General features: G+C 64.7%; 26 protein-coding genes. 11 read left to right on the top strand and 15 right to left on the bottom strand.

The window, feature by feature from the left end:
- The first annotated feature begins 110 nt into the window (after window positions 1-110).
- The gene (locus tag AC0L3K_RS15180) at window positions 111-1,529 is read left to right on the top strand and encodes an amidase (protein WP_219682665.1); all 1,419 of its coding nucleotides are present in this window, start codon (window positions 111-113) and stop codon (window positions 1,527-1,529) included.
- 70 nt (window positions 1,530-1,599) lie between these two features.
- Here the strand turns inward: AC0L3K_RS15180 and AC0L3K_RS15175 are convergent, their stop codons facing one another.
- Window positions 1,600-2,706, bottom strand: coding sequence for an amino acid ABC transporter permease (locus AC0L3K_RS15175; RefSeq protein WP_219682666.1), 1,107 nt, complete (start codon window positions 2,704-2,706; stop codon window positions 1,600-1,602).
- Between the two features lies 1 nt (window position 2,707).
- Window positions 2,708-3,895 carry an amino acid ABC transporter permease gene (locus AC0L3K_RS15170; protein ID WP_007593761.1) on the bottom strand — a complete coding sequence of 396 codons (1,188 nt, stop codon included), beginning with the start codon at window positions 3,893-3,895 and terminating at the stop codon, window positions 2,708-2,710.
- A gap of 86 nt (window positions 3,896-3,981) precedes the next feature.
- On the opposite strand from AC0L3K_RS15170, the gene AC0L3K_RS15165 reads away from it, so the two are divergent.
- The 4 genes from AC0L3K_RS15165 to AC0L3K_RS15150 all read left to right on the top strand — a co-directional run bounded on the left by AC0L3K_RS15165 (window position 3,982) and on the right by AC0L3K_RS15150 (window position 8,032).
- Window positions 3,982-4,854: a MurR/RpiR family transcriptional regulator gene (locus AC0L3K_RS15165; RefSeq protein WP_007593762.1), complete on the top strand. Its 873-nt coding sequence runs from the start codon at window positions 3,982-3,984 to the stop codon at window positions 4,852-4,854.
- 3 nt (window positions 4,855-4,857) lie between these two features.
- The gene (locus tag AC0L3K_RS15160) at window positions 4,858-6,207 is read left to right on the top strand and encodes an aspartate aminotransferase family protein (RefSeq protein ID WP_354127701.1); all 1,350 of its coding nucleotides are present in this window, start codon (window positions 4,858-4,860) and stop codon (window positions 6,205-6,207) included.
- Window positions 6,208-6,219: 12 nt separating this feature from the next.
- Complete coding sequence (locus AC0L3K_RS15155; protein WP_007593774.1) at window positions 6,220-7,233, top strand: amino acid ABC transporter substrate-binding protein; 1,014 nt, start codon at window positions 6,220-6,222, stop codon at window positions 7,231-7,233.
- A 148-nt stretch (window positions 7,234-7,381) separates the two neighbouring features.
- Window positions 7,382-8,032, top strand: a complete 651-nt coding sequence (locus AC0L3K_RS15150) for an aspartate/glutamate racemase family protein (protein WP_473366287.1) — start codon at window positions 7,382-7,384, stop codon at window positions 8,030-8,032.
- Here the strand turns inward: AC0L3K_RS15150 and AC0L3K_RS15145 are convergent.
- Complete coding sequence (locus AC0L3K_RS15145; protein WP_473366286.1) at window positions 8,029-8,676, bottom strand: TetR/AcrR family transcriptional regulator; 648 nt, start codon at window positions 8,674-8,676, stop codon at window positions 8,029-8,031. The two genes, AC0L3K_RS15150 and AC0L3K_RS15145, sit on opposite strands and share 4 nt — an antisense overlap.
- Window positions 8,677-8,811: 135 nt before the next feature.
- Here AC0L3K_RS15145 and AC0L3K_RS15140 point away from each other — a divergent pair, with 135 nt between their 5' ends.
- Genes AC0L3K_RS15140 through AC0L3K_RS15120 form a run of 5 tightly spaced genes read left to right on the top strand, consistent with a single transcriptional unit; the run spans window position 8,812 to window position 13,574 of the window.
- Window positions 8,812-9,021, top strand: coding sequence for a ferredoxin (locus AC0L3K_RS15140; RefSeq protein ID WP_219682671.1), 210 nt, complete (start codon window positions 8,812-8,814; stop codon window positions 9,019-9,021).
- Window positions 9,022-9,078: 57 nt separating this feature from the next.
- Window positions 9,079-10,302, top strand: coding sequence for a cytochrome P450 (locus AC0L3K_RS15135; protein WP_007593782.1), 1,224 nt, complete (start codon window positions 9,079-9,081; stop codon window positions 10,300-10,302).
- Between the two features lie 33 nt (window positions 10,303-10,335).
- On the top strand, window positions 10,336-11,658 hold the full coding sequence (locus AC0L3K_RS15130; RefSeq protein ID WP_007593785.1) for an MFS transporter: 1,323 nt from the start codon (window positions 10,336-10,338) through the stop codon (window positions 11,656-11,658).
- A 3-nt stretch (window positions 11,659-11,661) separates the two neighbouring features.
- A complete protein-coding gene (locus tag AC0L3K_RS15125; protein WP_219682673.1) occupies window positions 11,662-12,324 on the top strand; it encodes a sulfite oxidase-like oxidoreductase in 663 nt (220 codons plus the stop codon).
- 26 nt (window positions 12,325-12,350) lie between these two features.
- A complete protein-coding gene (locus AC0L3K_RS15120; protein WP_007593789.1) occupies window positions 12,351-13,574 on the top strand; it encodes a bifunctional alpha/beta hydrolase/OsmC family protein in 1,224 nt (407 codons plus the stop codon).
- A gap of 10 nt (window positions 13,575-13,584) precedes the next feature.
- On the opposite strand, the gene pdxR is transcribed toward AC0L3K_RS15120, so the two are convergent.
- Window positions 13,585-15,015: a MocR-like pyridoxine biosynthesis transcription factor PdxR gene (gene pdxR / locus AC0L3K_RS15115; RefSeq protein ID WP_473366285.1), complete on the bottom strand. Its 1,431-nt coding sequence runs from the start codon at window positions 15,013-15,015 to the stop codon at window positions 13,585-13,587.
- 101 nt (window positions 15,016-15,116) lie between these two features.
- Here pdxR and AC0L3K_RS15110 point away from each other — a divergent pair, with 101 nt between their 5' ends.
- Window positions 15,117-16,031, top strand: a complete 915-nt coding sequence (locus AC0L3K_RS15110; protein WP_007593794.1) for a DMT family transporter — start codon at window positions 15,117-15,119, stop codon at window positions 16,029-16,031.
- Here AC0L3K_RS15110 and AC0L3K_RS15105 read toward each other — a convergent pair.
- The 11 genes from AC0L3K_RS15105 to AC0L3K_RS15055 form a co-directional block, all read right to left on the bottom strand.
- On the bottom strand, window positions 16,010-17,068 hold the full coding sequence (locus AC0L3K_RS15105; protein ID WP_473366295.1) for a YeeE/YedE family protein: 1,059 nt from the start codon (window positions 17,066-17,068) through the stop codon (window positions 16,010-16,012). The two genes, AC0L3K_RS15110 and AC0L3K_RS15105, sit on opposite strands and share 22 nt — an antisense overlap.
- Before the next feature lie 2 nt (window positions 17,069-17,070).
- A complete protein-coding gene (locus AC0L3K_RS15100) occupies window positions 17,071-18,075 on the bottom strand; it encodes a quinone oxidoreductase family protein (protein ID WP_473366284.1) in 1,005 nt (334 codons plus the stop codon).
- Window positions 18,076-18,256: 181 nt separating this feature from the next.
- Window positions 18,257-19,588 (bottom strand): phenylacetate--CoA ligase PaaK, encoded by a 1,332-nt coding sequence (gene paaK / locus AC0L3K_RS15095; RefSeq protein ID WP_007593800.1) that lies wholly within the window; start codon window positions 19,586-19,588, stop codon window positions 18,257-18,259.
- Window positions 19,589-19,616: 28 nt separating this feature from the next.
- Complete coding sequence (gene paaI / locus AC0L3K_RS15090) at window positions 19,617-20,066, bottom strand: hydroxyphenylacetyl-CoA thioesterase PaaI (RefSeq protein WP_007593801.1); 450 nt, start codon at window positions 20,064-20,066, stop codon at window positions 19,617-19,619.
- A 55-nt stretch (window positions 20,067-20,121) separates the two neighbouring features.
- Entirely contained in the window at window positions 20,122-21,204 is a 1,083-nt protein-coding gene (gene paaE / locus AC0L3K_RS15085; RefSeq protein ID WP_219682679.1) for a 1,2-phenylacetyl-CoA epoxidase subunit PaaE, read from the bottom strand.
- Window positions 21,205-21,206: 2 nt separating this feature from the next.
- Window positions 21,207-21,710, bottom strand: a complete 504-nt coding sequence (gene paaD / locus AC0L3K_RS15080) for a 1,2-phenylacetyl-CoA epoxidase subunit PaaD (protein WP_473366283.1) — start codon at window positions 21,708-21,710, stop codon at window positions 21,207-21,209.
- Entirely contained in the window at window positions 21,704-22,480 is a 777-nt protein-coding gene (paaC, locus tag AC0L3K_RS15075; RefSeq protein WP_473366282.1) for a 1,2-phenylacetyl-CoA epoxidase subunit PaaC, read from the bottom strand. Before paaC ends, paaD begins: the two co-directional genes overlap by 7 nt.
- 131 nt (window positions 22,481-22,611) lie before the next feature.
- Window positions 22,612-22,899 (bottom strand): 1,2-phenylacetyl-CoA epoxidase subunit PaaB, encoded by a 288-nt coding sequence (gene paaB / locus AC0L3K_RS15070; RefSeq protein ID WP_007593808.1) that lies wholly within the window; start codon window positions 22,897-22,899, stop codon window positions 22,612-22,614.
- 10 nt (window positions 22,900-22,909) lie between these two features.
- Window positions 22,910-23,902, bottom strand: a complete 993-nt coding sequence (paaA, locus tag AC0L3K_RS15065; protein ID WP_007593811.1) for a 1,2-phenylacetyl-CoA epoxidase subunit PaaA — start codon at window positions 23,900-23,902, stop codon at window positions 22,910-22,912.
- A gap of 76 nt (window positions 23,903-23,978) precedes the next feature.
- Window positions 23,979-24,845: a phenylacetic acid degradation operon negative regulatory protein PaaX gene (gene paaX / locus AC0L3K_RS15060; RefSeq protein ID WP_354162988.1), complete on the bottom strand. Its 867-nt coding sequence runs from the start codon at window positions 24,843-24,845 to the stop codon at window positions 23,979-23,981.
- Window positions 24,846-24,937: 92 nt separating this feature from the next.
- Complete coding sequence (locus AC0L3K_RS15055; protein ID WP_007593815.1) at window positions 24,938-25,708, bottom strand: esterase/lipase family protein; 771 nt, start codon at window positions 25,706-25,708, stop codon at window positions 24,938-24,940.
- Between the last annotated feature and the right edge of the window lie 35 nt (window positions 25,709-25,743).

Genomic DNA, 25,743 nt, shown 5'->3' with positions numbered 1-25,743 from the left:
ATCTCGTCATTGCGCGCGCAGCTAAGAAATCCAGAATCTTTCCGCCTTGACAGACTGGATTGCTTCGCTGCGCTCGCAATGACGCTTGAACAAGTACAGGAGTAAAATAGTTGTCTCAAGACCTGATCCGAGAAACCGCTTGCGCCGTGGTCGACAAGCTGCGGTCCGGCGACGTCTCGCCGCTGGAACTGTTGGATGTGCTGGAGAAGCGTATCGGCGAAGTCGACGGCAAGGTCAACGCGCTGCCGACGCTGTGCTTCGATCGCGCGCGGGATAGCGCAAAGGCGCTGATGCGGAAGCCGGCCGGTGCGCGCGGATTACTCGCAGGCCTGCCGGTGCCGATCAAGGATCTGACCGACGTTGCTGGCGTGCTGAACACCCAGGGCTCGCCGATCTTCAAGGACAATGTGCCCAAACAGTCCGACCTCATGGTGGAGAACCTCGAAGGTAACGGCGCGGTCGTCTATGCCAAGTCGAACACGCCGGAATTCGGTGCGGGCGCCAACACCTTCAACGAGGTGTTCGGCGCAACGCTCAATCCCTGGGATACGTCCAAGTCGGCAGCCGGCTCGTCAGGCGGCGCGGCCGTTGCGCTCGCCACCGGCATGGCCTGGCTCGCGCAGGGCTCCGACATGGGCGGCAGTCTGCGCAGTCCGGCAGCTTTCTGCGGCGTCGTGGGGATGCGGCCGAGCATCGGCCGGGTCGCGCATACTCCAAAATCAGCCATCGATCGTAATCTCGGCGTCGTCGGTCCGATGGCACGCAACGTCGAGGATCTCGCGCTGCTGCTCGACGCCATGAGCGGCGACTATGCCGCCGATCCGCTGTCGCTGCCGGCGCCGTTGACCTCGTTTCTCTCGGCGGCGCAGTCAGGCAGCAAACCGAAGCGCATCGCCTACTCGCCAGACCTCGGTATCACGCCGGTCGATCCCGAAGTCAAAGCAATCACGCGAAAGGCGGCGGAACGCTTTGCCGAAGCCGGCGTCATCGTCGAGGAGGCACATCCGGACTGGCGCGAGGCGCATGAGTGCTTCCACGTGCTGCGCGCGTTCGACTTCGCGATCAGCAAGGCACAGCTGCTGCGCACCAAGCGCGACCTGCTCAAGCCCGAAGTGATCTGGAACATCGAGGAAGGCCTCAAGCTCACGATCGAGCAACTCGAACGCGCCGAGGCGCAGCGCGTCGGCATGACCGCGCGTGCGGTCGAGTTCTTCAAGAGCTACGATCTGCTGCTGGTACCGACCACCATCGTGCCGCCCTTCCCGATCGAGCACCGCTATGTCGCCGAATGCGCCGGCAAGAAGTTCGACAATTACGTCGAGTGGCTCGGCATCGTCTATGCGATCACGCTCGCCTGCTGTCCCGCGCTTTCGCTGCCCTGCGGCTTCACGGCGTCGGGCCTGCCGGTCGGACTGCAGGTCGTCGGGGCTCCGCGCGCTGATGCGCAGGTGATCGCCGGCGCGAAGACGCTGGAGGATATCTTGGGCGTGCGTGGCACGACGCCAATTGATCCGCGGGTGAAGAACTAGGTCTCCGCTCTCGTGCCCCGGATGCGGCGCAGCGTTTCGCGTAGCACCTTGTCCGGGACAAGAGAGATACTCACCTTTCGCTTGCCGCCTCCAGGCTCCGGCTATACCGCGACATCGCGAAGCAGAAGACAAAATAGATCCCGGCGACGAAGATGTAGACTTCGACGGAGAATTGCTGCCACGCCGGATCGATGATCGCGGTCTTGGCCGTCGTCAGCAGGTCGAAGATACCGATGATCAGGACCAGGCTGGTGTCCTTGAAGAACGCGATGAAGGTGTTGACCAGCGGCGGGATGACGTGACGGATCGCCTGCGGCAGGACGATCAGCCGGTTCTTGCGCCAGTATGACAACCCGAGCGCATCGGCGGCCTCGTATTGCCCGCGGGGCACGGCCTGGAGGCCGCCGCGAATGACTTCGGCAAGATAGGCACCCGCGAACAGGATGATCGCGACCTGCGCGCGCAGGAGCTTGTCGATGTTGAATCCGTTCGGCATGAACAGCGGAAACATCACGCTCGCCATGAACAGCAGACTGACCAGAGGCACGCCGCGGATCAGCTCGACATAGAGCACGCTGAGCGAGCGGATCGCCGGCAGTTTTGAGCGCCGGCCGAGTGCGACCAGGATGCCGAGCGGGAAGCCGAAAGCCAGACCAAAGGTCGCCAGGATCAGCGTCACCGGGAGGCCGCCCCAACGGTCCTGCGAGACGAACGACAGGCCGAGTATGCCGCCCCACATCAGCATGCTGATCAGCGCGAGAGCGGCGATCCAGAGATAGGCCAGCTCGCGCCGCCATAAGGCGCGGCGGGTGGAGAGATAGAACAGGGCGATGAACAGCAGCACCGCCAGCGCCGGCCGCCACTGCTCGTCGAACGGATAGGTGCCAAACAGGATGAAGCGGTATTTCTCGGGGATGATCGCCCAGCATGCACCGACGCCGCGTACCGCGCGGCAGGCGCTGGAATCGTTCGCCGGGGTGAGCCAGACCGCATTGGCGATGCCCCACTGCGCGAAGCTAAAGAGGCCCTTTGCGAGCACTGCCAGCAACACGACCGAGAGAATGCCGTTCGGGATAGACGAGAACAAATTGGTGCGCAGCCAGCGCAGCACCGGATTGCCGATCTGCGGGCGGCGGGCGGCGCGCGGTACTTCCGGAATGTCGGCGATCGCCGTCATGTCAGCGCTCCACCAGCGCGATGCGCGAATTGTACCAGTTCATGAAGAAGCTGATGCCGAGGCTGATGGTGAGAAACACCGCCATGATCAAAGCAATGGCCTCGATCGCCTGGCCGGTCTGGTTCAGCGTCGTGTTGGCGATCGAGACCACGTCCTGATAGCCGATCGCCACCGCGAGCGAGGAGTTCTTGGTCAGGTTGAGGTACTGGCTCGTCATTGGGGGCACGATGACGCGTAGCGCCTGTGGCAGGATGATCTGCCGCAGCATGAAGCTCCGGCGCAGTCCCAGCGCATTGGCGGCATCCCACTGGCCGCGCGGCACCGACTGGATGCCGCTGCGCACGATCTCGGCGATGAAGGCCGAGGTGTAGGTGACGAGCGCGATCAGCAACGCGAAATATTCCGGCGCGAGCGTCAGCCCGCCGACGAAGTTGAAGCCGCGCAACTCCGGCCATTCGATCGTCCAGGACACGCCGAGAAGCACGGACACCGCCGCAGGCAGCACAACAAGCAAGCCGAGTCCAAAAGGCCAGGACGGCCGCGGCTTGCCGTCGCGCATTTGCTGCGCGATGAGCCGCCGCCGGATGACGTAGAACACGACAAGCCCGAACACTGCCGCGCCGAGCACGCAAAGCTGCGGCGTCCCGATCGGAATCGCCGGCAGGATCAACCCGCGATTGGACAGGAACACTCCCTCGATCGGCCGCCATGCCGCGCGCGCTGCCGGCAGCGCCTGCATCAGCACGTACCAGAACAGGAGCTGGAGCAGCAGCGGGATGTCGCGGAGCGTTTCGACATACACTGCGGCGAGCCGCGACAGCAGCCAATTGGCCGACAGCCGCGAGATGCCGATCACCGTGCCCAGGATGGTTGCAAGCACGATTCCGATCACGGCAACGCGCAGGGTGTTGGCGATGCCGACGACGAAGGCCCAGAGATATGAGTCTCTCGGATTGTAGGCGAGCAGGCTGTCGGAGATGGGCATGCCGGCCTCACGGCCGAGGAAGGCAAAACCGGTCGTAATGCGGCGCGCGGAGAGATTGGTGACCGTGTTGGACCAGAGAAAGGCGATGACCGCGACTGCGATCCCGACCACCAGGGCCTGCCAGAACAGGCCTTTCAGCTCGCGTTGTCCGAAAGCGCCGAAGAAGCGGCGGCGCGGCGGCGGTCTCGGAGCGTCTGACGTCACAGCACAAAAATCCTTCTCAAGACGGCGATTTCCGGCGGCGTACGTCAACTGTTGCACCAAACTCTACTTCGTGCAACAATTGTTTCATGGCCGAGCCCGCGAAATCCTCGCCGCTGAGCGAACTGCGCATTGCATTGCCATCGCTTCCGATGCGGTTGCAGGAGGTCGGGCGTTTCGTCGCGGCCAACGATTACGACGCCACCACGCGTTCGATGCGCGATCTCGCGGCGGTTGCCGGCGCCGATCCCGCCGCGTTCACGCGGCTTGCCAAAGCGATCGGTTATTCGGGCTGGGATGAATTGCGCGCGGCGTTGACGGAGGCGCGGCGCCCCTCGCAGATCGCGCCCTTCTCCGGCCGCGCCAGGAGCCGCCGCCACGGCCCGAACGCCGATGTCGCGCTCGTCACCGACAAGCTCGAGGCCGAGGCCGCCGGCCTTCCGCGCATCCCGGCCCAGCCGATTGCCGAGGCGGCGCGCGCGCTCCACGACGCCAAGCGGATCTGGATCACCGGCTACCGAAGCTGCCGCAGCGTCGCGGAACTGCTGAATTACGAGCTCCGGCTGTTTCGTCCCGAACAGGTGCAACTCGTCGGCGCGTCCGGCCCCGACGATCTCGACCTCGGCGCATTCCGGCCCGGCGAAGCTGTCATCGTCATCGGCTTCATGCCCTACACACATGCCAGTGTCCGGGTCGCGCAGGCCGCCTATCGTGCCGGCGCGGCCCTGATCGCGATCGCCGATAGCTCTTCGGCGCCGATGGCTGAAGGCGCCGACCACGTGCTGCTGTTCGAAGCGGCTTCCTCTCCCGGCTTTTTCCCGAGCCTGACCGGCGCCATTGCGATCGCCCAATCGCTCGCGGCCGTGACGTTCTCGCTCGGCGGCACGGCCGCGAAGAAGCGCCTGGAGAATACCGAGGCGCGGCTGGCCGCGGCTTCAACTTACGTATCAGAGAAAGGTTGACCCATGGCCGCTCGCACCAGCCGCGTGCTGCATCGCTCGCTGCGCGAAACGCCGCCCAAGGCAATCGGCGGCGAAGGCGTCTATCTCTTTGCCGAGGACGGACGCCGCGTGATCGATGCCTCCGGCGGCGCGGCGGTCTCTTGCCTTGGCCACCAGCATCCACGCGTCATCGCGGCGCTGACGAAGCAGGCCTCGACACTGGCGTACGCCCACACGGCGTTCTTCTCGTCCGAGCCGGCCGAGGCGCTGGCCGAGAGGCTGGTCGGCCATGAGCCCGGCGGCCTCGCCTACGCCTATTTCGTCAGCGGCGGGTCGGAAGCGGTCGAAGCCAGCATCAAGATCGCCCGGCAATATTTCATCGAGCGCGGCGAGCCGCAGCGGCAGCATTTCATCGCCCGGCGCCAGAGCTATCACGGCAATACGCTCGGCGCGCTGGCTGCCGGCGGCAATGCCTGGCGGCGTGCGCCTTATGCGCCGCTGCTCTCCGACGCCTTCAGCCACGTGACCCCGGCCTTCGCCTATCACGAGAAGCACGATGGCGAATCCGATGCGCAATTCGTCGCCCGGCTTGCGGCCGAGCTCGAAGCCGAGTTTCAGCGCCTCGGTCCCAATACGGTCGCCGCGTTCCTCGCAGAGCCCGTCGTCGGCGCCACCGCAGGTGCCGTGACCGCGCCGGACGGTTATTTCAGGGCGGTCCGCGAGATCTGCGACCGACACGGTGCCCTGCTCATCCTCGACGAGGTCATGTGCGGCATGGGCCGCACCGGCACCACGCATGCATGGGAGCAGGAAGGCGTGGCACCCGACATCCAGGCGATCGCCAAGGGCCTCGGCGGCGGCTACCAGCCGATCGGTGCAATGCTCACCAGTGGCAAGATCATCGACGCCATTCGCGCCGGCTCGGGCGCCTTCCTGCACGGCCACACCTATCTGGCGCATCCCCTCGCCTGCGCTGCCGCGCTCGCGGTGCAGGACGTGATCCGCGAGGACGGCTTGCTCGACCGGGTCAAGGAGCGCGGCAAGCAGCTCGAGCAGCGGCTCACCGAGCGTTTCGGTAACCACCGCCATATCGGCGACATCAGGGGCCGCGGCCTGTTCTGGGCGATCGAGCTTGTCGCCGATCGCGGCAGCCGGACCTCGTTCGATCCCGCGCTGAAGCTGAACCAGAAGATCAAGGCGGAGGCCCTCGCCGACGGCCTCGGCTGCTATCCCGGCGGCGGCACCGTGGACGGCGTCCGTGGCGACCACGTGCTGTTGGCGCCACCCTATATCGTTTCGGCTGACGAGATCGATCTGATCGTCGACAAGCTCGGCACGGCCGTCGACAACGTATTGCGTCGTGTCAATCACTGAGGGGAGAATAACATGATGAGGAAAGTGGTTATCATAGCCGGCGTGCTCGCGGCATCGACGGTGGTCGCATCGGCGGCGACGCTCGACACTGTGAAGGGCCGCGGCACGCTGATATGCGGCGTCAGCGCCGGTTTTGCCGGCTTCTCCGCGCCGGACTCGCAAGGCAATTACAAGGGTCTCGATGTCGATTATTGCCGCGCGCTCGCCGCCGGCGTGCTCGGCGATGCCAGCAAGGTGCGTTACGTCTCGCTGACCGCGCAGAACCGCTTCACCGCGCTCCAGTCCGGCGAGATCGACGTGCTCTACCGCAACTCGACGCAGACCTATCTGCGCGGCGTCACGCTGGGCCTGCGGCAAGGCCCAATCAACTTCTACGACGGTCAGGGCTTTGTGGTGAAGAAAGACCTCGGCGTGAAGGAGATCAAGGACCTCAAGGGCGCCACCGTCTGCGTCGCGCAGGGCACCACGCATGAGGTCACGCTCGGCGATTACGGCCGCGCCAACGGCATCGACTGGAAGCCGCTGGTGTTCGACCGCGTCGACACCATGTACCAGACCTTCTTCGGCGGCCGTTGCGATGCCATGACCCAAGACGCTTCCGCGCTCGCAGGCGCCGTGACGACCGCGGCGCCGAACCCGGCCGACTACGTCGTGCTGCCGCAGACCATCAGCAAGGAGCCGCTCGGCCCCTTCACCCGCAATGGCGATGAAGTCTGGAGCGACATCATCACCTGGCTGCATTACGGCTTGATCGAGGCCGAAGAGCTTGGCGTCACACAAGGCAATGTCGACGAGATGGCGAAGTCGCAGACGCCCGCGATCCAACGCCTGCTCGGTGCCTCCGGCGATCTCGGCTCCCGGCTCGGGCTCGACAACAAATGGCTGGTCACGGCCATCAAGGCCACCGGCAATTACGGCGAGATCTACGAGCGCAATGTCGGCAAGGCGAGCCCGCTCAAGCTCGAGCGCGGCCTCAACGGCCTCTGGAGCAAGGGCGGCTTGATGTACGCGGTGCCGTTCAAGTAAACGCCTCTCGTGTCCCGGACGCGCTGCAGCGTGCAACGCTGCTGCGCAGAGCCGGGACCCAGCGGCCACAATGGGCCCCGGCTCTGCGGCGCAATACTCCGCATTGCGCCGCGTCCGGGGCACGAGATCTACCAGGTAGTAACGTTCAATGCCGACGTCCCCTCGCATCGCCCTGATCCACGCCCTCAAGCATTCCATCGCCCCGATCGAAGCTGCGTTCGCGAAGGCGTGGCCGGAAGCGCGGCTGATGAACCTGCTCGACGACAGCCTGTCGGCGGATCTCGCGCGTGAGGGCAAGCTCAATGATGCCATGACCGAACGCTTTCTTGTGCTCGGTCGCTACGCCGCGGCGACAGGCGCGGATGCGATCCTGTTCACCTGCTCGGCCTTCGGTCCCTGCATCAAGGCGGTTGCGCGCGCGCATGCGCCGATGCCGGTGCTCAAGCCGAACGAAGCCATGATCGAGCGGGCAGTGACGATGGGCCGGCGTATCGGCCTGCTCTCGACCTTCGCGCCGACGCTGGCCTCGATGCCGCCGGAATTTCCTGCCTCTGTCCAGGTCGTGCCCAAACTTGCCGAAGGCGCGCTGGCCGCACTCGACCGTGGCGACCGCGCTACGCACGACCGGCTGATCGTGGAATCCTCACATGATTTGCGCGATTGCGACGTCGTCGCGCTCGCGCAGTTCAGCATCGCGGCAACTGCGCCCCTCGTTGCAGAAGCTACCGGTCGCCCTGTCGTGACCACGCCTGACAGCGCCGTCGAGAAGCTGATGAAGCTGTTGGCGGCGAAGGCTTAAGCGCTAGCCTTTTTCCGGCGTCGCGCGCCCTTGATCGCCGCCGCAAGCGCGGCCTTGGTTTCGCTGACAAAATCCTCGACAAGGTCCTCGCGCGTGGCATGGGCCGCCTCGCCGGTGAACAGCCCCTGCTCGGCCAGCATCACCACGCCATGCAGCGCCGCCCAGATCTTGAGCGCCTGCCGCTCGCGCAGGTAATCGACTGCCGGAGCTTCCAGTGCCTCGATCACGAGCGCAAACGTTTCGCGTGTCGCTTCGTGCAGCTCGCTGCCTTTCGCCGCACACGACACCGTGCGCGAAGCGAACATCAAGCGGTAGATGCCATTGCGGCGTAAGCCGAAATCCAGCGTCGCCTGCGCCAGCAGCGACAGCTTCGATCGCTTCGACGGCTTTGCCATCGCCGCACGCAGAAGCGCGCTGAGCTGCCGGAACGCCTCCGCCGTCACCGCCGCAAGCAGCGCCTCGCGATCGGCGAAATGCCGGTAGGGCGCCGGCTGCGAGACACCCAGCTGCTTTGCCAGCGCCTTGATGCTGATCGCCTCCGTCCCGCCCTGCTCGGCTTCGCGCAGCGCGGCCTTGATCAAGGCGTCGCGGAGATCGCCGTGGTGGTAGGTATTCTCGGGCTTGCGGGCAAGTTGTGAACGCATGTTGCGCAGAGCCTATAAGTTTGCGCTTGACAGGGGAAGCCTGCCGCGAATGTAATAGCCTATAACTTGAGCAAAAACGCAAATGGGAGCGCGCGCCGCCTTCGGGCTGGAGCGCACACGACCGAGGAAGCCGCCATGACAGAGCGACTGAGGGTTCACGTCGATCCCGACAGATGCCAGGGGCACGCGCGCTGCAAGGCGCTGGCGCCGGAGCTGTTCGAGCTCGACGAATACGGCAACGCCCACGAGGCCGGCGACGGCACGGTCCCACCCGGCCTCGAAGACAAGGCCTGGCTTGCCAAATCCAATTGTCCGGAAATCGCGATCGACGTGATCGAGGAGTAGCGCGTCCCGCCTCTGCCCGCGTGCCTTCCGCGACCACGAGCCCCAAGGGATTTCGAGATGTCCGACATCAGCCAGCCCGCCGCCCATCCGCCCGTGACCGACTGGGTCCATGATTTCGACCACACCGATCCGCAATGGACGGAAGATCCCTTCCCGATCTGGGACGAGCTGCGCGCCGCAAGCCCGGTCGTGCATACCGAGCGCTTCCTCGGCTGCTACCTGCCGACGACCTATGAAGCGGTACGCGAGATCGCCAATGACAGTGAGCATTTCTCCTCACGCCGCATCATCGTCCGTGACGTTCGACCGGAGATCACCAGCAGAAACTCCGCCCCGCCGATCACGTCCGATCCGCCGGTGCACAAGCCAGCCAAGCAATTGCTGCTGCCGCCGTTCACGCCGGACGCGATGAAGAAGCTGGAGCCGCGGGTGCGCGCGATCTGCAACGAGTTGATCGACGGTTTCATCACGGAAGACCGACTGGACGCGGCAGAGCGCTACACCAAGCACATTCCGGTTCGCGCGATCGCACACATGCTCGGCATCCCCGAGACAGACAGCGATCTCTTCATCCGCTGGATCCACATGATCCTGGAACTTGGCATCAAGGATGAAAACACGCTGCTCCAGGCCGTGCAGGAGATGACCGTCTATTTCAGCGCCCACATCGAGGCGCGCAAGACCAAGCCGACCGACGATCTTATTTCCTACCTGATGAATGCCAGGGACAAGGACGGCAATCCGCTCGAGGATTCGCATGTGCTGGGCTCGTTGCGCCTGCTCCTGATTGCCGGCATCGACACCACCTGGAGCGCGATCGGCTCCTCGCTCTGGCACCTCGCCCGGACGCCCGCCGACCGCGAGCGCCTGGTCGCCGAGCCCGGGCTGGTCCCGACCGCGGTGGAAGAGCTGCTGCGGGCCTATTCGCCAGTGACGATGGCGCGCGAAGTGGTCAAGGAGACAACGGTCTCAGGCTGCCCGGTCAAGCCGGGCAACATGGTGCTGCTGTCCTTCCCGGCCGCAAACCGTGACCCGAAAATGTTTCCGGATGCTGACAAGGTCGTGATTGATCGCCGCGAGAACCGCCACGCCGCGTTCGGCCTCGGCATCCACCGCTGCGTCGGCTCGAACCTTGCGCGCATGGAGATGCAGGTTGCGCTGGAGGAATGGCTGAAGCGAATTCCGGACTTCGCCCTCGATCCGGCAGGCACGGTGACCTGGTCACAGGGAACCGTCAGAGGCCCCCGCCAGTTGCCATTTTTGCTTGGAAAGGCGATGTAGACCTCTCCAAAGAGCAATACCGAGAGGCCGGACGTGACTGAGCAAATAACCCGACCGGCTTCCGACCATATTGACGTCGCCGACGCCAAGCGCCGGATCAAGGCGATCTTCATCGGCTCGATCGGCAATCTCGTCGAGTGGTACGACTTCTACGCCTATACCGCGTTCGCGCTCTATTTCGCTCCCGCCTTCTTTCCCGGCAACGATCCTGTCGTCCAACAATTGAATGTCGCCGTCGTATTCGCGGCGACATTCCTGATGCGGCCGTTGGGCGGCTGGCTGTTCGGCTATATCGCCGATCATTACGGGCGGCGCATCTCGCTGACGCTGTCGGTCGTCTTCATGTGCTTCGGCTCCCTGATCATCGCGTTGACGCCGACCTACGCCACGATCGGCTTCGCCGCGCCGGTGATCCTGGCGCTCGCCCGCGTCATCGAAGGCTTGAGTCTCGGCGGCGAATACGGCGCCAGCGCCACCTATCTCAGCGAGGTCGCCGACCCCAAGCACCGCGGCTTCTATTCGAGCTTTCAATACGTCACCCTGATCGGCGGCCAGCTCACCGCGATCATCGTGCTGCTGCTTCTGCAAAAAATCTTCCTCACGCCGGAGGAACTGAGAGCCTGGGGCTGGCGCATCCCGTTCGCGATCGGTGCTGCGCTCGCGATCTTTGCTGCAGTGATGCGGCGCAATCTGCACGAGACTGAAGCGTTTGAAGAGGCCAAGAAGGTGGTGAAGCCGACCGGCTCGATCACGAACCTGCTGAAGTATCCGCGCGAGCTTTTGCTCGTGGTCGGCCTGACCGCCGGCGGCACCGCCGCGTTCTACACCTTCACCACTTACATGCAGACCTTCGTCAAGCTTTCGGTGGGGCTGACCGAGGACCAGACCACTTTCGTGATCTTCGGCACGCTGATCTTCGCAACCATCCTACAGCCGATCTATGGCGCCATCTCCGACAAGATCGGCCGCAAACCGCTGCTGATCTTCTTCGGCGTCGCCGGCACGCTCGCAACCGTGCCGCTGCTGATGACGCTGAAGGAGACCAAGTCGCCCTTCATCGCGTTCATCCTGATCTGCGGGGCCTGGCTGTTCGTCGCCGGATACACCTCGATCAACGCCGTAGTGAAGGCCGAGCTGTTCCCGACCAATGTCCGCGCCCTCGGCGTCGGCCTGCCCTATGCGATCACCGTCTCGATGTTCGGCGGCACGGCGCCCGCGATCGCGCTCTATTTCAAGAGCATCGGGCATGAGGAGTGGTTCTACTACTATCTCGCCGGCGTCATCTGCCTGTCACTGATCATCTATTCCACCATGCGCGACACCAAGCACGCCTCCGCGATGCATCGCCACGAGTAGCCGATGGCCGAAGACAACGAGCCGCCCGACAGCAAGCTGACGCGCACCAAGGAGAAATGGGCGCGCGAAGGCCGTTTTTTGACCGGCAAGATCGCGCGACCGGAAGATCAGCGCCTGCCGCCCGGCCAGCATCTGACAAAAGACTGGCCGGTGCTCGATCTCGGCGTCGTGCCGCCGGTTTCGCGCGAGCGCTGGCGGCTCGATGTCTTTGGCGCGGTCGAGAACCCCGTGTTCTGGACCTTTGCCGAGTTCGTCGCCCAGAACCAGGCGCAGTTCACCTCCGACATCCACTGCGTCACCACCTGGTCGCGCTACGACAATGAGTGGGAGGGGCTCGCCACGCGCGAGCTGCTCGCGGCCTGCCGGCCGCGCGAGGACGCGCGCTTCGTCGTGTTGCATTCTCACGACGGCTACACCACCAACCTCGCGCTGGACGACTTTGCCGCCGAGGACGCATTGCTCGCCCATAGCTGGTCCGGTGAGCCATTGTCGGACGAACATGGCGGCCCGGTGCGGCTGGTCGTGCCGCATCTGTATTTCTGGAAAAGCGCCAAATGGGTTCAGTCGATTGAATTCCTGACCGAGGACGCTCCGGGCTTCTGGGAGGTCCGCGGCTATCATAATCGCGGCGATCCCTGGGCAGAGCAGCGCTATTCGGACGATTAGGTTCAAGCAAGGACGGGGGAAAGCCCATGTCGACGGAACGCTTTCAGTTCACGGGCGAAGGCGGCCATCAGCTTTCGGCCACGCTCGAATTGCCGGACGGCGAGCCCGGGGCCTTCGCGCTGTTCGCGCATTGCTTCACCTGCGGCAAGGACACGCTGGCCGCCAAACGCATCTCGGTCGCACTCGCAGCCAAGGGTATCGCGGTGCTGCGCTTCGACTTCACCGGGCTCGGCTCCAGTGAAGGGGATTTCGCCAATTCGACGTTTTCCTCCAACGTGGCCGATCTCGTGCGCGCGGCCGATCATCTGCGTAGCGTCCGCAAGGCGCCGTCAATCCTGATCGGTCACAGCCTCGGCGGCGCCGCGATCCTTGCGGCAGCAGGACAAATCCCGGAAGCCAAGGCGGTTGTGACCATTGCGGCACCATCCGATCCCGCCCACGTCACCGGCCTGTTCAAAGAGCATCTCGACGACATTCGCATGCAAGGTGAGGTCGAAGTCTCGCTTGCGGGACGCCCGTTCCGGATCAAGCGCGAATTCCTCGACGATATCGCCGAGCACGAGCTGATGAAGGACGTCACCGGCCTGCACAAGGCGCTGTTGGTCATGCATTCTCCGCTCGACGATACCGTCGGCATCGACAATGCGACGAAGCTCTTCGTCTCCGCCCGGCATCCCAAGAGCTTCGTCTCGCTCGACCACGCCGATCATCTGCTGAGCAAGCCGGCCGACGCGCTCTACGCAGCCGACGTGATCGCGGCCTGGGCGAGCCGGTACATCGACACGGCGAAGCCTGCGAAGGCGATGGATCTCCCCGAGGCACCGCGCCGGGTCGTGGTGCAGGAGACCCGCAAGAGCAAGTTCAACCAGGTCGTCACCGTCGGACCGCATCAGCTCATCGCGGACGAGCCGGTCGCCGCCGGCGGCGAGGATGCCGGCCCTGGTCCCTACGATCTCCTGCTCGCTGGCCTCGGGGCCTGTACTTCAATGACCATGCGTCTCTATGCCGACCGCAAGTCGCTGCCGCTCGATCGTGTCACCGTCTCGCTGAAGCATTCCAAGATCTATGCAAAAGACTGCGCGGAGTGCGAGACGCGCGATGGCATGCTCGACCAGATCGAGCGCGACATCGCGATGGACGGCGCGCTCGATCCCGAGCAGCGCAAGAAATTGATGGAGATCGCCGACAAGTGCCCGGTGCACCGGACGCTGACCTCGGAAATCCGCATCGTGACCAAGGCTGTGGACTAGCGCGATTGCGCTAGAAGCACGACGCCATCGTCCGCAATGCCGCGGTGATCTCGCTTTCGCGCCAGGCCGCGAAGCCGAGCAACAGACCGTGATCGCGCGGCCTGCCCAGTGCCAAGCCGGACAGGGCACGCGTTTCAACGCCCGCTTCGACCAGCCGCTTGACCGCCGTCTGATCGGCGCGACCGCGCTTGAGGCGCGCAACGAGCTGAATGCCGCCCGGGGGCACTTCGGCAGAGAGCACGTCGCCCAAATGGCCGTCTAGTCCCTCCACGAGGTGATCGCGGCGGGCGTGATAGAGCCGGCGCATCCGGCGCAGATGCGCCAGGAAATGCCCGTCGGCAATGAACTCGGCCAGCGCCTCCTGGATGTGGCTCGCGGCGATCAGTCCGATGTGCCGCTGTACGATCTCGAGAGTACCGACCAGGGCCCGCGGTACGACGAGATAGCCGAGCCGGATGTCCGCGGTCATGACTTTGGAGAACGTGCCGACATAGAACACGCGGCCATGGGCATCGAGTCCTTGCAAGGCCGGCACCGGCCGGCTGTCGTAGTGGAATTCGCCGTCGTAATCGTCCTCCACGATCCAGGTCTTGCCGGGCCTGCTCAGGCCAAGAAATTCCGTGCGGCGCGAGAGCGACATCAGGCGACCGGTCGGGTGCTGGTGCGACGGCGTCATGAAGATCAATGTCGGGGTCGCCATCCCCGGAATCCGCTGCATGCCCTGCTCGTCCAATCCTATCCCGGTCACGCGCGCACCGGACGCGCGGAAGGCGGCGGCGGCGCCGGGATAGCCGGGATCCTCGACCCAGACCTCGTCACCGGGCGTGATGAGGGCAGCCGCAATCAAGGTCAGCGCAGCCTGTGCGCTCGGCAGAATCAGGATCTGATCCGCCGTCGCGCGCACGCCCCTGCTGGTCGCGAGATAATGCGCCAGCGCCTCGCGCAGGCGCGTCCGGTTGACCGGTCCGAGCTCGCGCTTCGCCGCGCGCACGGCGCTGCGGCGCAGGCAACGCGCCCAGACCTCGTTTGGAAACTCCCTGAAATCGCCGTGCCCGGGACGCAAGGGTCTTAGTCGCGCCTGATAAGACATCGGCCAGTCGGTCTGCGTGAGGCTCGACGCCCAGGGCGAAAGCCGCGGCTTGCCAGGGCGCATGCGAGATGCGACGGCGCCCGCCTCTGCGACGCGCTCGCCCCCGTCGACCGTGACCATCGGACGGCGGCCGCGCGAGGCTTCGAGATATCCCTCGGCGGCGAGCTGCTCGAACGCATAGCTGACGGTGTTGCGCGAGACGCCGAGATCGCTCGCAAGCCGGCGGCTCGACGGCAGCGTGCGGCCTTTGCCGAGACGGCCCGTCGCGATCAAGCTTCGGAGCTGGCTCGTCAGTTGAGCCACCAGCCCCTCGTCGTCGGACCGGTTCAGGTCGATCAGAGCGGAGATCATGCTTTCCGGAACTGGCACCTTAATCCTTTCCGATCTGGCACTTTTTCAGGTGCCAAGCGGGATGCTATTCGCTGGACTGGACTGCTTCAAGGACCTCCGAGATGAACTCCCTTTCCCCCCGCGCGGCCGTCGGCCTGTTCCTCATCGTCGTGCTGGCCTGGGGCGTGAACTGGTCGGTGACGAAGCAGCTCGTCCAGTTCCTCCCGCCCCTGTGGACGTCGGCAATCCGGAGCTGGATCGCGCTGGCCGGATTGTTCGCGATCCTCGGATTGAGCAACAATCTGGTGATCCCGGAGCGGCGCGACATTCCGGTAATCCTCAGCGTCGCACTGCTGCACATGACGGTGTTCTCGGTGCTGGTTGCGACTGGTGTGCGCTTCCTGCCGGCGAGCAAGGCCATCGTGCTGGGCTACACCACGCCGCTCTGGGTCGCGATCGCCGCGCCGCTGCTCGGGAAGGACACGCTGACCGCGCCAAAGCTGGCCGGCGCCTTGCTTGGGCTGATCGGCCTTGCCGTGATCCTGAATCCGGCATCGATCGACTGGACCAACACCAACGTCGTACTCGGCGCCGGCATGATCATCCTGGCCGCGATTTCATGGGCCGCGAACATCATCTACATCCGCGCGCATCGCTGGATCGCGTCCCCGCTCCAGCTTTTGATCTGGCAGGTGCTCGTGGCGACGATCGTGCTGACGGGATCGGCGGCCGTCACGCACGGCCTGCCGCACGCGGAATGGTCGTGGAGGCTCGTGCTGCTGTTCCTGTATTCCGGCTTGATCGGGACGGCGCTGGCCTATTGGGCGATGTCGATGGTCAACAAGAGCATCTCGGCGCTGACGACGTCACTCGGCACCACCGGGACGCCACTCGTCGGCATCGCCAGCGCTGCAATCCTGCTGGGTGAGCCGATCGACATGAGTCTTGTGATTGCGGCCGCGCTGATCGTTACCGGCATCGGTCTCGCAACGCTCGGCGATCGTCTGCTGCGCGGTCAGGCCACCGCGAGAGGCTGAACGCGCAGCATCCCGCGCAGGCCAGCCGTCGTGCCGAGCAGGACGCCGGCGACGGCGACGAACGACCCCAGCGCGAGCGTCGACACGCCGGTGAGCCCTTGTCCGATCGAACAACCGAACGCCATCACGCCGCCGATGCCCATCAGCGCGGCGCCACCCGCCGATCGCAGCATGTGGCGTGGCGAGGAATAGCCTTCGAGATGGAAACGGCCCGTCGCAAGCGCGGTGACCAGACTGCCGGCGAAGACGCCGGCAACTGTCGCGATGCCGAAGTTCAGCGTCAGGCCGGTCGAGAGCATGGCATATTGCAGGCTGTCCGCGATCGGCGCGACGAAGGTGAGCGATGTTACCGGCACGGGGTTGAAATCATCCGCGCCGAGATAGCCGGTGACGAACCAGCCTCCGGCGACGAGGAGACCGACGATGACGCCGGCCGCAATCTGGCCGGGCGAACGCCGGAACGCTGGGTGCGCGAAAGCAAACAGGATCAGCACAACGACGACGACAGCAGCAGCCATCGCGCGCGAAACCGCTTCAGCCGGACCGAACACGGCCAACAGTGACGGCAGCGAATTCACGTTGACCGTGGTTTGCGAGGCCTGGACCAGCGCGATGCGCGCCGGCGCGATCAGGCCCTTGAGCGTCATCTGCGCGGCCATGGCGAGCACGACCACCACGACGAAGGAGCGGAGATTGCCGCGACCGAGCAGCACCAGCGCGCGCGAACCGCAGCCGTTCGACAGCACCATGCCGTAGCCAAACAGAAGTCCGCCGAGAAACAGCACCGGCACCGAAAAGGACTGTTGCAGGTAGATCGATTTGCCGAGATCTACCATGCCGTTGCCGGCGAGGAATTGGCTCGCTGCGGTCGCGACCGCGATCGCCAGCGCATAGGTTCGTACCAACCGCCCATCCCCGTCCGATAGCCAGCCGCGCATGCTGCTCATCAGGCAGAAGCCGCTGAGCAGGCCGACGGCGCCGTAAACCAGGCCAATGACGAGGCCGGCGAGGATGACGAGCTGGGTGGACGATTCCATCATCAAGGCTTCAGGATCACGCGATCCCGCGACGAGCCGGCAACGGCGACATAGGCCTCCTTCGCGCGTTCGAGCGGATAGACGGCGTTCGCCTTGATGGGGAACGGTTTCAGGTGCCCGCTCGCGAAGCCCTGGCCGAGGTCACGCAGCACAGCGCCCGTCGCGATCGACGACAGGCCGAGCGTGTCGATGCCGACATAGGTGTGTTGCCCGCGGTAGAATTCGAGGATGTTGAACTGCACGATGCGGTCGATCGCGGCGATCAGGATCTGGCGGCCGCGAAGCGCGAGCGATTTGTGCGCCGCCTGGAAATAGGGATCGCCGACCGTGTTGAAGACGATGTCGGCGCCTCTACCGTCGGTCAACTCGCGCACGCGTGGCGCGACGTCGGTCGCGGAAGCGTCGATCACCTCGATGGACGCATTGGTATGGCCCTCATAAGGTTCCGCCTTGCGCACCACGCCGATGACACGCGCGCCCTGCCAGGTCGCGATCTGCACCGCAGCTTGCCCGACCTTGCCGTTGACGCCGAACACCAGCACCGTTTCGCCGGGCTTTGGAATGCCGACGCGGCGAAAACCCTCCATCGCGGTGACAAAGGGCACGCCGATGCCGGCGGCCTCCTCCCAGGACACGGTCTTCGGCTTCTCCACCACCGCGTCGGATTCAACGACGAGATGGCTGGCGTGGGTGCCGTCGCGACGAATGCCGAGATCACCGGAGGAGCCGAACACCTCGCGGCCGATCGTACCGGGCGGCCCGTCCATCACTACCCCGGCGTAATCGCGACCCGGCGTGCGCGGAAACACGGCATAGGGCATCAGCCCGGTTGCGGCCTTGACGTCGGAGGGATTGACGGCAGCGGCCTTGATCTCGATCAGCAGATCATTCGGACCGCGAGCAAGCGTCTGACGCTCGACCGCCGGCGCGATCATAGCCGCGCTTTCGGCCTTGGCATTGAGGCGCACGCAGCGCGCGTCGACGGCTTTGGGAACGGCTGTTGACATGGAAAGACCCGCGATTTCTCGCGGGCCTTGTCGCCCTTGAAGAGACCCAAGTCAACCTGCCTCCCCTCATCCTGAGGAGCCGCGCCAGCGGCGTCTCGAAGGATGAAGGCCCGCATTGCAGCATCCTGGCCTGCATGGTTCGCGACGGCGCTAGGCGCCTCCTCACCATGAGGGGTAAGACCTAATCCTTCGGCCGCTTGTCGTAGAGGCGCTTGGCCTTGCCGAGCGAGCGCTCCAGCGTGGCCGGCGCAACCACGCTCACCCTGGAGCTGATGCCGATGGTGTTCTTGATGTGCGTCGAGATCCGACTCGCATGGTCGAGGAGACCCCGGCCGTCCCAACTCTCCGGCCGCGCCTCGGCAATGATGGTCAGCTCGTCCATGCGGCCTTCCCGGGTCAGCTCCAGAATGAAATGTCCGCCGCACCAGTCGGTGGCGAGGAGAACCTCCTCGATCTGGGTCGGGAACAGATTGACCCCGCGCAGGATGATCATGTCGTCGGAACGTCCCGTGACCTTCTCCATCCGCCGCATGCCCGGTCGCGCCGTGCCCGGCAACAGCCGCGTCAGGTCGCGGGTGCGATAACGGATCACTGGAAAAGCTTCCTTGGTGAGCGAAGTAAAGACCAGTTCGCCCTTCTCCCCGTCGGGCAGCACCGCACCGGTGTCGGGGTCGATCACTTCGGGATAGAAATGATCCTCCCAGATGTGCAGTCCGTCCTTGGTCTCGATACATTCCTGCGCAACGCCGGGCCCGATCACCTCGGAAAGACCGTAGATGTCGGTCGCATCCATGTCGAAGGCGTCTTCGATCTCGCCGCGCATGGCATTGGTCCAGGGCTCCGCGCCGAAGATGCCGACCTTGAGCGAGCACTGGCGCGGATCGAGCTTTTGGCGCTTGAACTCGTCGAGGATCGCAAGCATGTAGCTCGGCGTCACCGTGATGATGTCGGGCCGGAAGTCGTTGATGAGCTGCACCTGTCGTTCTGTCATCCCGCCGGAGATCGGCACCACGGTGCAGCCGAGCTTTTCGGCGCCATAGTGCACCCCTAACCCGCCGGTGAAGAGGCCGTAGCCATAGGCATTGTGGATGATCATGCCGGTGCGGCCACCGGCGGCGCGGATCGAGCGCGCCATCACGTCCGACCATGTGTCGATATCGCGTTGCGTGTAACCCACCACGATCGGTTTGCCCGTCGTGCCGGAGGACGCATGCACGCGCACCAGCTTCTCACGGGGCACGGCAAACATGTTGAAGGGATAATTGTCGCGCAGATCCGTCTTCACCGTGAACGGAAATTTCGCAAGGTCCGAGAGCTCTCGAAAGTCCGACGGATGCACGCCGGCCGCGTCGAAGGCCTTGCGATAATGCGCGACGTTGTCGTAGGCGTGCTTCAGCGACCAGGCCAGCCGCTCCGTCTGCAGCGCCATGATCTCGTCGCGCGATGCGCGCTCTTGCGCATCCAGCTCGGCCTTATAGGTGTTGCCACCTTCCTTGAGCCTCGTCAGAGCCATCCTCGTTTCCCCGTATCATTGCTTTTCGTTATTGATCCTGCGCCGGCAGCCAATTTCCGGGAATGGCCCGCGAATGCCCGCGGAATTCGGCGATGACTGTATCGCCGGCGGTGACGCGCACGTCATAGATGCCGGAGCGGCCGCCGCGCGTAACCTCGCGGGCCTTTGCGATGAGGCGATCGCCGAGCTTGCCCGGCTTGATGAAGGTGATCTGGCCCTGCGCCGCCACGACGCGGTCGTTGTGCGAGTTGCACGCGAAAGCGAAGGCGGAATCGGCCAGCGTGAAGATGAAGCCACCGTGGGCGATGCGCTGGCCGTTGACCATGTCCGGCCGTACAGTCATGGCGAGCGTCGCATAACCTGGTCCGATCTCGACGATCTCCATGCCGAGTCCTTTGGAGGCATCGTCCTCCGCCCACATCGCATTGGCGCAGGCGCGGGCAACATCCTCGGGCGACAAGGCGGCTTTGACGTTCACGCGCTTCTCCCGTCCGATTGTTTGGACACGATGTTCTGCTGCCTGGCTAAAACTGTCAAACGTGGTCGTAATCGACCACGACCCGCTCCGACGATGGCTTGGCCTGACAGGTCAGGACAAAGCCAGCCTTCAGCTCCCAGGGTTCCAGCGAGTAGTTGATGTCCATCGGCGCCTCGCCCTCCACCAGTTTGGCACGGCAGGTCGAGCACATGCCGCCCTTGCAGGCGAAGGGCAGATCGATTCCGGCGCGCAGTGCGGCATCGAGGATCGCCTCGTCCTCGGCAACCGGCACGTCGCGGCGCTTGCCGTCGATGATCAGCGACGCGATCGCTTTCGGCGGCGCGTCCGGCGCAACGATCTTCTTCGGCCGCGGCTTGCCGCCGAACTCCGATACGAAGCGCTCGACGTGGATGCGCTCGTCCGCGATGCCGAGCCCTCGGCAGGTCGCCTCGATGTCCTCGCTCATGCCGGACGGACCGCAGATGAAGACGTGGTCGACGCTTTCCGCTGGTACCAGCGAGCGCAGCAGCACCCTCACCTTGTCGCCGTCGAGCCGGCCGTGCAGGATCGGAATGTCCTGTTCCTCGCCGGAGATGACGTGGAAGATCGAGAGCCGGTCGATGAAGCGATCCTTGAGCTCTTCGAGCGCTTCGAGGAACATGATGTTGTCCGTCGTGCGATTGCCGTAGAACAGGAAGAATTGGCTGCCCGGCTCGCGCGCAAGCGTGCCCTTGACGATCGAAAGGATCGGCGTGATGCCGGAGCCTGCGGCAAAGCCGACATGGATGCGGCTAGCGCCCGTCGGCGGGATCACGCCGAAACGTCCCGTGGGCGTCATCACGTCCAGCGCGTCGCCGCACTTCAAATCGTCCGCTGCCCAGCTCGAAAACGCGCCACCATCAACCTTCTTGACCGCGATGCGTATCTCGCCGTCGTCGGGCCCGGAGCAGATCGAATAGGAGCGGCGCACTTCCTCGCCATCCAGCATGGTGCGGAGTGTGAGGTATTGGCCGGGTGTGAAGGCGTAGTCGGTCGCAAGCTCCGCCGGGATGGCGAATGTCAGCGATATGGCGTCCGACGCCTCGCGGCGGAGGTCGTTGACGGCCAGGCGATGGAAGCGTGGTGCGGCTGCTGACATGATCAATGACACTTGAAATAATCGAAGGGTTCGCGGCAGGCTCTGCAGCGCCAGAGCGCCTTGCAGGAGGTGGAGCCGAATTCGGACAGCAGCTCGGTATCCGCCGAGCTGCATTGCGGGCACACAACGGCTTGCTCGCCGAACAGCGCGCGGCGTGAATTCGAGGCCTGCGGCGGCGCGATGCCGTAGGCGTGAAGCTTCCGGCGGCCCTCTTCACTCATCCAGTCCGTGGTCCAGGCCGGCGACAGCACAGTGCGTATTTTTGGACTGCAGAAACCGGCGCGCTCCAACGCGACCTCGATTTCCAGCGCGATCATGTTCATGGCGGGACAGCCCGAATAGGTCGGGGTGATCGCGACCTCGACGTGATCGCCGTCGACAACGACATCGCGGAGCACGCCGAGATCGGCGATGGTCAAAACCGGAATTTCGGGATCGACCACGCTCGCCGCGGCGTCCCAGGCCCGTTGGCGCAGTTCGTTATGGGGCTCCAGCACCGTCACCATGTCTGCCCCGGGAAAGTGCGCTGTATCGATTGCAGCTCGGAGAGAAGATGGCCGAGATGCTCGCTGTGCCGGCCCACGCGGCCGCCCTGCTGCATCCAGTCGTTCTGCGGCAGCTTGAGCATTGCTTCGCCGATCACATCCGAGAGTGTCGTCAGCCAGCGACCCCGCAAGGTCCCTGGGTCTACGGCGATACCGGCATGGATCAAGGCGCGCTCGCCGTCGTCCACGGCAAACATCTCGCCGGTGAACGCCCAGAGATGATCGATCGCAGCCTGCGCGCGGGCATGGCTCTCGTCGGTGCCGTCGCCGAGCCGGATGATCCACTCCGAGGAATGCCGCAAATGATAGGCGCTCTCCTTCTCCGACTTGGCGGCAATGGCCGCGAGTGTCGTATCGCGCGAGGTCATCATAGCGCGCCAGTAGAGATCGGCGAAGGCGGAATAGAAGAACTGCCGCACCAGCGTCTGGGCAAAGTCGCCGTTCGGCTGCTCGAGGAGCAGCAGATTGCGATACTGCCTGACATCGCGAAGGTAGGCGAACTTGTCTTCGTCGTTGTCCTTGCCTTCGGCTTTGGCTGCGTAGGTGTAGAGCTCGCGGGCCTGACCGATCAGGTCGAGCGCGATGTTGGAGAGCGCCATGTCCTCTTCCAGCATCGGCGCGTGCCCGCACCATTCCGACAGCCGGTGGCCGAGGATCAGCGCATCGTCGGCGCGGCGCAGCGCGTAGAGCACCAGCGGCGTTTCAGAGATCTGGATGTTCGCGACGGGCATCTGTCCTATCCACTTGTTCCAACCTCATCCTGAGGAGGCGCGAAGCGCCGTCTCGAAGGATGGGCCGCGGGTCACGGGCCTTCATGGTTCGAGACGCCGCTTCGCGGCTCCTCACCATGGAGGAGAAAGAGCTACATGTGTCCTACTTCCTCAGGCACTTCATAGAACGTCGGATGACGGTAGATCTTCGATTCCGCCGGCTCGAACATCATGCCCTTCTCGGCGGGATCGCTCGCAGTGATCTCGGTGGATGGCACGACCCATATCGACAGGCCCTCGCCGCGGCGGGTGTAGATGTCGCGGGCGGCCTGCAGGGCCATGGTGGCGTCGCTCGCATGCAGCGATCCGACATGCTTGTGCGCGAGCCCGTTGCGGCTGCGAATGAAGACTTCCCACAGCGGCGTGTTCGGCGTGGCCATCGTGATCTCCCTACTCTGCCGCTTGTGCAGTTCGACGCTGCGCGCGCTTTGCGGCGTAGCTAGCTGCCGCCTCGCGGACCCAGGCGCCCTCGTCGTGCGCCTTGCGGCGCGCAGCCATCCGGTCACGGTTGCAGGGGCCGTTGCCGGCGAGCACCTGCTTGAATTCGGTCCAGTCGATCTCGCTGTAGCGCCAGCGCCCGTCGGCATCCTGAATCATGCCGGGATCGGGAATGGCGAGGCCGAGATATTGCGCCTGCGGCACGGTGGCATCGACGAATTTCTGGCGCAGCTCGTCATTGGAGAAGCGCTTGATCTTCCATTTCGTCGAGGTGTCACTGTGCTGGCTGGTGGCATCGGGCGGGCCGAACATCATCAGCACCGGCCACCACCACCTGTTCAAGGCATCCTGCGCCATCGCCTTCTGCTCGTCCGAGCCGCGGCACAGCGTCAGCATGATCTCGTAGCCCTGGCGCTGATGGAACGATTCCTCCTTGCAGACGCGGATCATCGCGCGGGCATAGGGACCGTAGGAGCAGCGGCACAGCGGGATCTGGTTCATGATCGCGGCGCCGTCGACCAACCACCCGATGGTGCCGATGTCGGCCCAGGTCAGCGTCGGATAGTTGAAGATCGAGGAATATTTGGCTTTGCCCGCGAGCATGGCGTCGACCAGCTCTTCGCGCGACGTGCCAAGGGTCTCGGCCGCGGCATAGAGGTAAAGCCCATGGCCGCACTCGTCCTGCACCTTGGCGAGCAGCGCAGCCTTGCGGCGCAAGCTTGGCGCGCGCGTGATCCAGTTGCCTTCGGGCAGCATGCCGACGATTTCGGAATGAGCGTGCTGGGAGATCTGGCGCGTCAGCGTCTTGCGATAGGCCGCCGGCATCCAGTCGTTCGGCTCGATGCGCTCCTCGGCATCGATGCGCGTCTGGAACTGCGCAGCCTTGGCCGCATCCTCGAGGCCGCGATCATCGGTCTCGGCCGTGTTCAGCGCCTGGGTATACATGCGCATCCTCCCCTTTTATTGAGAGGCAATATATAACAAGAATTATCTCATGCAAGATATTTCTGTAACATAACGATCAAGCCTCAAATCTTCGTTCCAGCAGTTTTCGCGCCGGCGGCAATGGCCCCTTCTCATTGGTTCCGTGGCCATCAAGCCATTGTTCCGATGGGGCAAGCAGCGCGCGATAGATCTCGCCGCACAGCGCGCGGGCGGCCCTGCCCGGCCAGTTCGCCGGAAGCAGGCTTTCGGGCAGCAGCGGATCGCGCAGCACGACGCGGCGGTAATGGTGGATCAGGAGGACGCGCGCCGTGAAGGCGTCGGCCTCGGACAAGTCGCTGCCGCGCGCGATTGCGGCGCGCAGCGGCTCGAACGTCTTCATGAACTTGAGATAGGCGTCCGCAGTGCGATCCAGCGGCCAGCTCGCACTAAGTAGCCGGCGACCACTGTCATCCTCGGCCGAGACTTCAAGGCGGATCGCGCCGGCGGCCTCGTCCGGCACTGCCACGCCTGACGGGGCGACCCACACACCCGGCAGCGGGCTGCCGAAGCCGGCATTGCGGAGCGCCTCGCGCGAAGCGTCGCGATCCTCGCCATTGCCGATCAGAAGCAGCTCGAAGCGCCCGGTCCAGTCGGATGGCGGCGGATCGTAGATATGGCGTGTCGCAGCCCCGAAGATCTGGCGGCCCTTGTCAGCCAAGCGGTAGAAGCTATTGCGGCCGACCTTTTCGCGCGTCAGCCAGCCATCGGCGGCAAGCCGCGACATCGCGGTACGCACCACGCCGCTGTCGATGTCCAAGCTCTCGAAGAATTCCAGCAGCGTGCCGAGCCATACCGAGCCGCCACGCGGCACGATGGCATCGCCGAACACGGTGATGACGATAGAGCCGGTGCGCGACGGCTCGCGCTTGAGCTGCTCGATGATGCGGGACAACGGATGCGCCATGCGCGAGGCATAGCGCGTTTGGTGCGGGCGCGACAATGGACCGGTGCGACGGCCTTCTCCCTCGCCCCGTTCTTACGGGGAGAGGCAAAGAACTACCGATGCGGATCGGGATAGACCACGCTGCGCCAGCCGCTGCGGTCGAAGGGACGCCAGCTGCCCTCCCTCTGCGCAAGGCGATCAGCCACCGCGAAGACAGCGGCGGGATGATGGCCCATGCCGCAATGGCTGCTCTCGATCTCGATGCTCTCGGTCTGCGCGCCCGTCTTCTCCATGCAGCCCTGCCAGGCGCAGACGCCGTCGGTGCGGCTGAAGATCGCCGTGGTCGGCACCGGCGGCGGAACGGCGAGATCGCCGCCGAACTGGGGATCGACCTCGTCGGACTTCCGCCCGCTCGCCCATTCATAGACGCGCCAGGCATTGGTCGAATGCGGATCGCCGGCAAAGGGGCTGCCGAGCGTGATCACCTGGCGTACGCGGTCGGGCATCATCTTGGCGAGCTGGCGCGCATAGAGACCGCCGAGGCTCCAGCCGACCAGGCTGATCTTGCGGCCATGCCTGTCGCTCAGCTCCTGAACCAGATCCACCATCGCGTGCTGCACGCCCTCGCGCAGGCCGTAATTGCGGCCCTGGCGCCAGCCGCTCACCGCATAGCCTTTGCCCGACAGAAACGTGCGCAACGCGCGCGTGGACCCGTCGGAGGCCACGAGGCCCGGTAGCACCAGCACCGGATGGCCATCGCCGCGCGGCGCAAGGCTCAGCAGCGGCAGCGCGCCGAGGAATGCGCCGAACTCGTGGATCGCTCGCCCTTCCAGGAACATCAGGGTACGAGACGGCGGGCTCAGCGTCTGGGCGGTAGCGGTCATCAATGGTCCCTCGGAAGAAATGCTGAAAAGATCAC

The organism is Bradyrhizobium sp. MI1.10 (genome assembly GCF_055811035.1).
The sequence above is the reverse complement of the archived record's forward strand: the minus strand, read 5'-3'. Positions and strand labels throughout refer to the sequence as shown.